Origin of the sequence: Helicobacter monodelphidis, from assembly GCF_003288845.1 — a bacterium.
In the GTDB taxonomy this organism is placed as follows: Bacteria; Campylobacterota; Campylobacteria; order Campylobacterales; family Helicobacteraceae; genus NHYN01.
The window spans coordinates 68,747-75,042 of sequence record NZ_NHYN01000006.1 but is presented as its reverse complement, the minus strand read 5'-3'; the positions used below and the strand labels follow the sequence as shown (position 1 = coordinate 75,042).

Sequence of the window (6,296 nt, the reverse complement as noted above, 5' to 3'; positions counted from 1 at the left end):
AACGTAATGAATCGGCAATCGCCATACCTGAAGCATCATCTGCTGCCTTATTAATTCTAAGACCAGAACTAAGTCTCTCAAGAGAACCAACAATTGCTGTCTGTGTAAAAGAACCTTGCGCATGCGAATTCAACGCATGAATGTTTGTGTTAATGTTAAAAGCCACAACTAACTCCTTTTAAATATTAGCGTTTCCTTACGCCGGGTTTGATTATATCGTATTTTACCCATATTTTTGCAAAAAAATAGGAGTTTTTTCTATAAATTTATAATGTGGAAATAGCTCTAGCTTTGGAATAATATTTGCTTATTTTACTTAAGTAATGAATCTATATAATTATTGAATCTAGCGGACTCAGATTCTTCAAGAGTAAAGGGGAAACAAAATGATTGCGTCAAATTTTTTAAATAATGCTGGTAATGCAAGTGAAGCAAATGTGCCATCGGCAAAAAATAATACAGGAAGTAACACTCCTTCAGATTTATTTAGTCAGATTTTAGGGAGTGCGATTAAACAAAATAAGGGTGAGGACAAAGCTCAAAATTCTCCTAAGCATACACCCTTACCACCATTAAAAAATAAAATCGATTTCAGTGCAAAAAAAAGGGAAAATGAGATATTAGAAAAAGAGGTAAAACCTACCCATAATTCAGCAATAGATACCCAACCTAAAGAGTCAAATAAATTTTTAAAGAATCTTGCAACAAAGTCTTATTTAGCGAATGAAGCTGGAGGAAAAAGTTCGCAAAAAGAAAATAATACAGATATCTTGCAACAAAATAATCAGCCCTTGCAAAAGATGGTGAATGCAAAACACACCCAAACGCAACAAGTGATTGCACAAACACCTATCAAGCTTGTAACACCCATAAAGGAAGAAAAGCAAGATAATATCAAAGAATTTAGTTCCAAAGAATCCAAAAAAGGAATCTCTGATCAAGAAAAATCTATTATACAAAAAATCCAGAATGCACCCAGTCTTAAGGAATTAGAGGCGGTTGTAAGGCAAGTAGAAGGTAAATTTCATAACAACAATTTACAAGAAACCATTAAGCAAAAGTTAAATAATATTCAGTCTTCTCCGACACAGAGTGTGCAAGAAAAACTAGAGGCGTCTAAGGAATTGTTAGTCTCCATTTTAAGGAATTCTTTGCAAGCCACTGAAGCAGATGCAAAAGCCATCGCAAAAGAGATTCTTGTTCAGAATCTTCTTGGAAATTCTACCAAAAAGCCAAATATTAAGCCTTTAGATATAAAGGATTTTGGATTTTTAAAAGAACAAGCTTTACAGAATGAAGCGAAATTAGCACAATTTTTGCAAAATACAAGCCGTGAAAATCAGGTTTTGCAAAAGATATTTAGTCAATCAAAAATTAGCACCTCTTTGCTTGAATTTTTAAATAAAAGCTCTGGAAATTCACTTACATTGAATGATGTTCAAAAGCTTGCTGATTTTGCGGAATTAAATCTTAAGAATTTGAATTTTAGCTATACAAATCCATCAAATTCTTTGAATCGTCCTTTGGTTATTCCTAGTTTGGGATATAACGATTTTAAGGATTTTATCAATTCTTTAGTGCATAATTCAAAGCCTGGTGTAGGTTACCCAAACTTAGGGGAAAATGGAAACAATAGTGGTGGCGGTAATAATATTGGTTCGATTCTAGGAGATATTTTAGCCGGAATGTGGCGTCCTAATAAGCCCGGTAATGGTGGCAATAATAGCGGTAGTGGTAATAGTAGTAATGGTAGTAATGGTAATGGCGGTAATGGTGGCAACAGTGGTAATAATAGTAATGGTAATGTTGGTAATGGTAATGTTGGCGGAGGCATTCGTCCGCCGAGTAAACCCGATACACCAAACAATGGGTATATTTCAAATATTTATCACCCCTTGACTCCAAAACTTGCAGTATTGAATAAGCATATATCTGACATAGTTGGGCAAAAGCAAACCTTTTTTGATGACTCAGAAGGAAAAATGACACTCCAAGAGGTATTGCTCAAACAAAATCAAATGGCACAAGGTAAAAAAGTTGAAACAAAGAATGATATTGTTGATGAAATCAGAAAAATAAATGCAAAAGGTTTTGCTCAAGATTTACTGACTTCAAGAATGGAAGGAGAATCTACCTCTAAAAAACAAACTTCGTCTGAAGTGGCACATTCTAAGAATTCTAACAAAGAAGAAAGTTCTTCAGCCCCAAGTTATAAAGCCCCAAGTTCAGCGAGTTCTGCAAATTCTGCTCAAGATCCACATGTAATTAGGCAACAAGCGACTAAAGAGATGGAAAATAGGGAAATAAATCTTAAGGCACAAATGGGTGAATTTGATAAGCAAATGCTTAATCGAGCAAATGGTGAAAAGATTGCATTACAAAATAGCACACTTCCTACTTCACTCAATGCAAAAAAAATGAAAGAAAATGGTTTACTTGAAGCGATGAGTACAAAAATCAAGTCTGAAAGCAAAAATAGTTCCAATTTTTCTCCTGACCAAGCAGTTGTAATGAATGATGCAATGAAAGCAGATTTTATGTATAAAAGTGCAGCAGCAAAAGAAACTTTACGTAATTTTACAAGTGGTTTAAGGGAGGGTATTAATAATTACAAGCCCCCATTATCCAAGCTTTCTTTGGAATTGTCGCCCGAAAATTTAGGTAATGTTGAAGTAACAATTAAACAACGTGGAAATAGTGTTGTTGTGCAGATTCTTTCTAATCCTCAAGCTTTACAGCTTTTTATGGCGAATGCAAATGATTTTAAACAACAACTTTTTGGTGTTGGTTTTGAAAATGTTGAAATGAGTTTTCAGGATTCACAAGGAAATGAGTTTGGTAGTCAAGGTGATGGTGGAGGTAGCCAACATGGTGGATATAACGGCGAACAAAGAGGTGGAGAAGAAGAATCAGAGAATGAATCTAATCTCACTGATGAAATGGTTTATCGGCAAGAAATGCAAAAAATGTATGAAGAAGACAAGCAAACAAGTAAAATATGGAACACTTTTGGCTTAGAGACTTACAAAAGTTCAATGAGCATAGAAAAGAAACTCTATATGTTAGAGTTAACTTTGACACCGAGATATGCGTAAGGAGTATACAATGGCTATTGGTGGAATTTCAAGCGGTTTTAATCCATGGTTAAAAACAGCAGCAGCGAGTGGAAACACAAGGTCAGGTGATGGGACTAGTGGCGGAGATGTTGATAACTCTGGTGGAAGTGGCGGAGATGTTGATAACTCTGGCGGATCTGGTGGAAGTGGCGGAAATGTTGATAACTCTGGTGGAAGTGGTGGTTCTGGTGGAGGCGACACTTCTGGCGGATCTGGTGGAAGTGGCGGAAATTCCGGTGGTTCCGGTGGTTCTGGCGGAAGTGGAGGCTCTGGTGGAAGTGGCGGTTCTGGTGGAAATGGTGTAGGTAGCGGTGATGGACTTGGGACAGGAAACCCTAGTTGGGAAGATGGAGAGAAAGATAATAGTACTTTAGATAAGGACGCATTTTTAAAGCTTTTCTTGGAACAATTAAAGGCACAAGATCCAACCGCTCCTATGGAAACAAACCAAATTCTGGAGCAAACTGCCTTGATGACGCAAGTAGAACAGCAAGAAGAGATGAAGAAAACTCTAACAACAATGACGGAATCTCTTAATAAGATGACGGAGAGTAATGAGAAGTTGGCTGAATTCCAAGAAAAAATGAGTGAAACACTTGTTATGCTCTCGCAAGGTATTGCGATGAATACTAATATGAGTGCAATTCTAGCACAATTATCTGCCTACAATACAGCAGGAATGATTGGGCAGATTGGTGAAACCGGTGGCTTTTTTGACCTACCAAAAAATCAGAAAGAGACTTTTGATATTTACTTTGATGAAGAAATTGATTTAGACGCAAACCCTGATGCAAAGATTGAGATTCGTAAGGTTGATTCAGAAACTGGAAAAGAAGGGGAAGTCGTTCGGACAATATATCTTAAGGATTATGTTGACCCTGTAACAGGTAAGAAAGGTAAAGATGCGTTGCAAGGTAAAAAAGGATATGTAACTTTTGAATGGGATACAAAAGATAATTCTGGTTTGAATGTCCCTGCTGGAGAGGGTAAATTTTATAAAATCAATGCTGAATACAATATGGAGACAACAGCTGATGGTAAAAAAGAACCTAAGAAAACATTTTGGGGTAGAGGGGAAATTACTGGTATTGGTATCGGTGATGATGGTATCCCCTATATTAAAATGGGAAGTTCTAAGTCAAATATGTTCTCTATTGGTGCGATTCTTACATTCTACCCTAAGGATCAATTAAGTAATAATGGAAATGGTAATGGCAGTAATTCCGGTGGAAGCGGTGGCTCTAGTGGAAGTGGCAATTAGGAAATAGATTAAGGGAGGAATGTTATGAATTCAACATTATTTAATGGCGTAGCAGGGATTCTTACGCATCAGGTTGGTTTGGATGTCACTTCAAACAATATTGCGAATGCAAATACTGTAGGTTATCGAGGTAATGAAGCACATTTTAAGTCTATGCTTTCAAAGAATATGGGTATTTTGAATGCAAATTCACCCCTAAATAATGATTACAATCATGGGACAACAACCGCCTCTACAGCGATTATTACAAGACCCGGAACAATCAAGGCGTCAACGGGAGAGTTTGATGTTGCGATGAATGGGCGTGGGTGGTTTGTTGTTGGAACACAAAAAGATGGAAATTATGATGTGAAGAATCCGATTGGACAAAACTTGGACCAAAAGAATTTTTATACACGCGATGGTTCTTTTGGACGCGATAGTGATGGCTATTTGGTGAATAATAGCGGATATTATCTTTATGGTATTAATTTAGGAAAAATTGGTGCTGATGGTGTGTTCAATGCTTCTAATGATTATGATGCAGATATTGCTGGGCTTACGGGTTCACAACTTGAGCCTATCCAAATTCCAGAGGATCTTTATTTTCGTCCAAATATTACAACAACATTAAGTATGGGATTTAATTTGAATCGCACAGAGAATAGTAAAGGGATTGATGAAGCATTTGCAGATATTGATGGGACGATTGATTATGATGCTATCTTTGAACAGAATATGAATGCTTTTACAAGCGGTTCTGATCCTATTGATGTGAAGGTCAACAAGACATTCACGATGAATGTGGATACGCCTAATCCAGATTATGACCCAAACCAACCCGCAGGAGATGATAATCCGGAATTCATCACAGAGAACTTCACTTTTACTTATGGCGGAGAAGATGAGTTTGGCTTTAATACTTTGGGAGAATTGCGTGATTTAGTGAATCAGCATAGTGGGTTGACACTTGATCTCCAACGCAAAGATGATGGAATGCTTGATGGTTGTGGATTGGTGTTGAAGAATGAAACTGATGCGGACATTAAGGTTGCAATCGGTGGAAGGCTAGGAGATGTGTTAGGATTTAAGAATGTTGATCGCACTTTTGAGCCTATCGAAGAGAATGATTCTTCATCAGAGATTACTGGAAAAAGCGTGATAGGTTCATCTTTAGGAGTTCCGACAAATGGATTTTCACAACGCATTTTTGATGATCAAGGGAATGTGTATACAATCCAAAATCAATTTTATTTAAAGCAGGCGTCTAATGGCGAGGGTACAGATGAGATTTGGGAAGTGAAGACTTCTATTATGACAGCTGATGGAAAGAGTTATTTGAGTGATAATTATACACAAAGTGAATTGAAGTTCAGTAATGGAAATGTTGTCGATGCACCCGATGTAACTGTGCCTTTCTTGACAGGTGATTTAACGATGAATCTAGGTGGAGCGGATGGCAGAACAAGTACTAGTTTTGCAGGCAATGCTTCAGAATTGCGTAAAGTGGAGCAAGACGGAATTGCTGCTGGACGTTTGAGTGAAGTTACAATTACTGAACAAGGATTTATTAACTTGACTTTTAGTAATGGAGCGTCTGAAATTATGGGACGCGTGGGAACGGTGGCGTTTGTGAATGATCAAGGCTTGCAAAAGGTAGGAAATAATATGTTCGCACTTGATGCTAAAATTATCAATGGTGAGATTGGCATTGTGAGTGGTCCTCCAATTATGGGTTGGGATGAGGAAAATGCGACTCTAAAGTTTGCCTCAATGAGACATAAATACCTTGAGTATAGTAATGTGGATATTGCAGAAGCTCTCACAAATTTGATTGTATTTCAACGCGGTTATTCTTTTAATGCTAAAGCTTTTACAACAGGTGATGAGTTGATTAAAGAAGCCATTGGATTAAAAAGATAATCTTTAGCTTTTAGAAG

Annotated in this window: 4 protein-coding genes; 3 read left to right on the top strand and 1 reads right to left on the bottom strand. The window is 37.1% G+C overall.

The window, feature by feature from the left end:
- Positions 1 to 166 (bottom strand): flagellin N-terminal helical domain-containing protein (locus CCZ01_RS04405; protein ID WP_458692855.1); only part of this gene is annotated, 166 nt, incomplete at its 3' end.
- A gap of 220 nt (positions 167 to 386) precedes the next feature.
- Here CCZ01_RS04405 and fliK point away from each other — a divergent pair.
- Genes fliK through CCZ01_RS04390 form a run of 3 tightly spaced genes read left to right on the top strand, consistent with a single transcriptional unit; the run spans position 387 to position 6,279 of the window.
- Positions 387 to 3,095 carry a flagellar hook-length control protein FliK gene (fliK, locus tag CCZ01_RS04400; RefSeq protein WP_112052018.1) on the top strand — a complete coding sequence of 903 codons (2,709 nt, stop codon included), beginning with the start codon at positions 387 to 389 and terminating at the stop codon, positions 3,093 to 3,095.
- Positions 3,096 to 3,105: 10 nt separating this feature from the next.
- Positions 3,106 to 4,377, top strand: coding sequence for a flagellar hook capping FlgD N-terminal domain-containing protein (locus CCZ01_RS04395; RefSeq protein WP_112052017.1), 1,272 nt, complete (start codon positions 3,106 to 3,108; stop codon positions 4,375 to 4,377).
- 24 nt (positions 4,378 to 4,401) lie between these two features.
- Entirely contained in the window at positions 4,402 to 6,279 is a 1,878-nt protein-coding gene (locus tag CCZ01_RS04390; RefSeq protein ID WP_112052016.1) for a flagellar hook-basal body complex protein, read from the top strand.
- Positions 6,280 to 6,296: the final 17 nt, after the last annotated feature.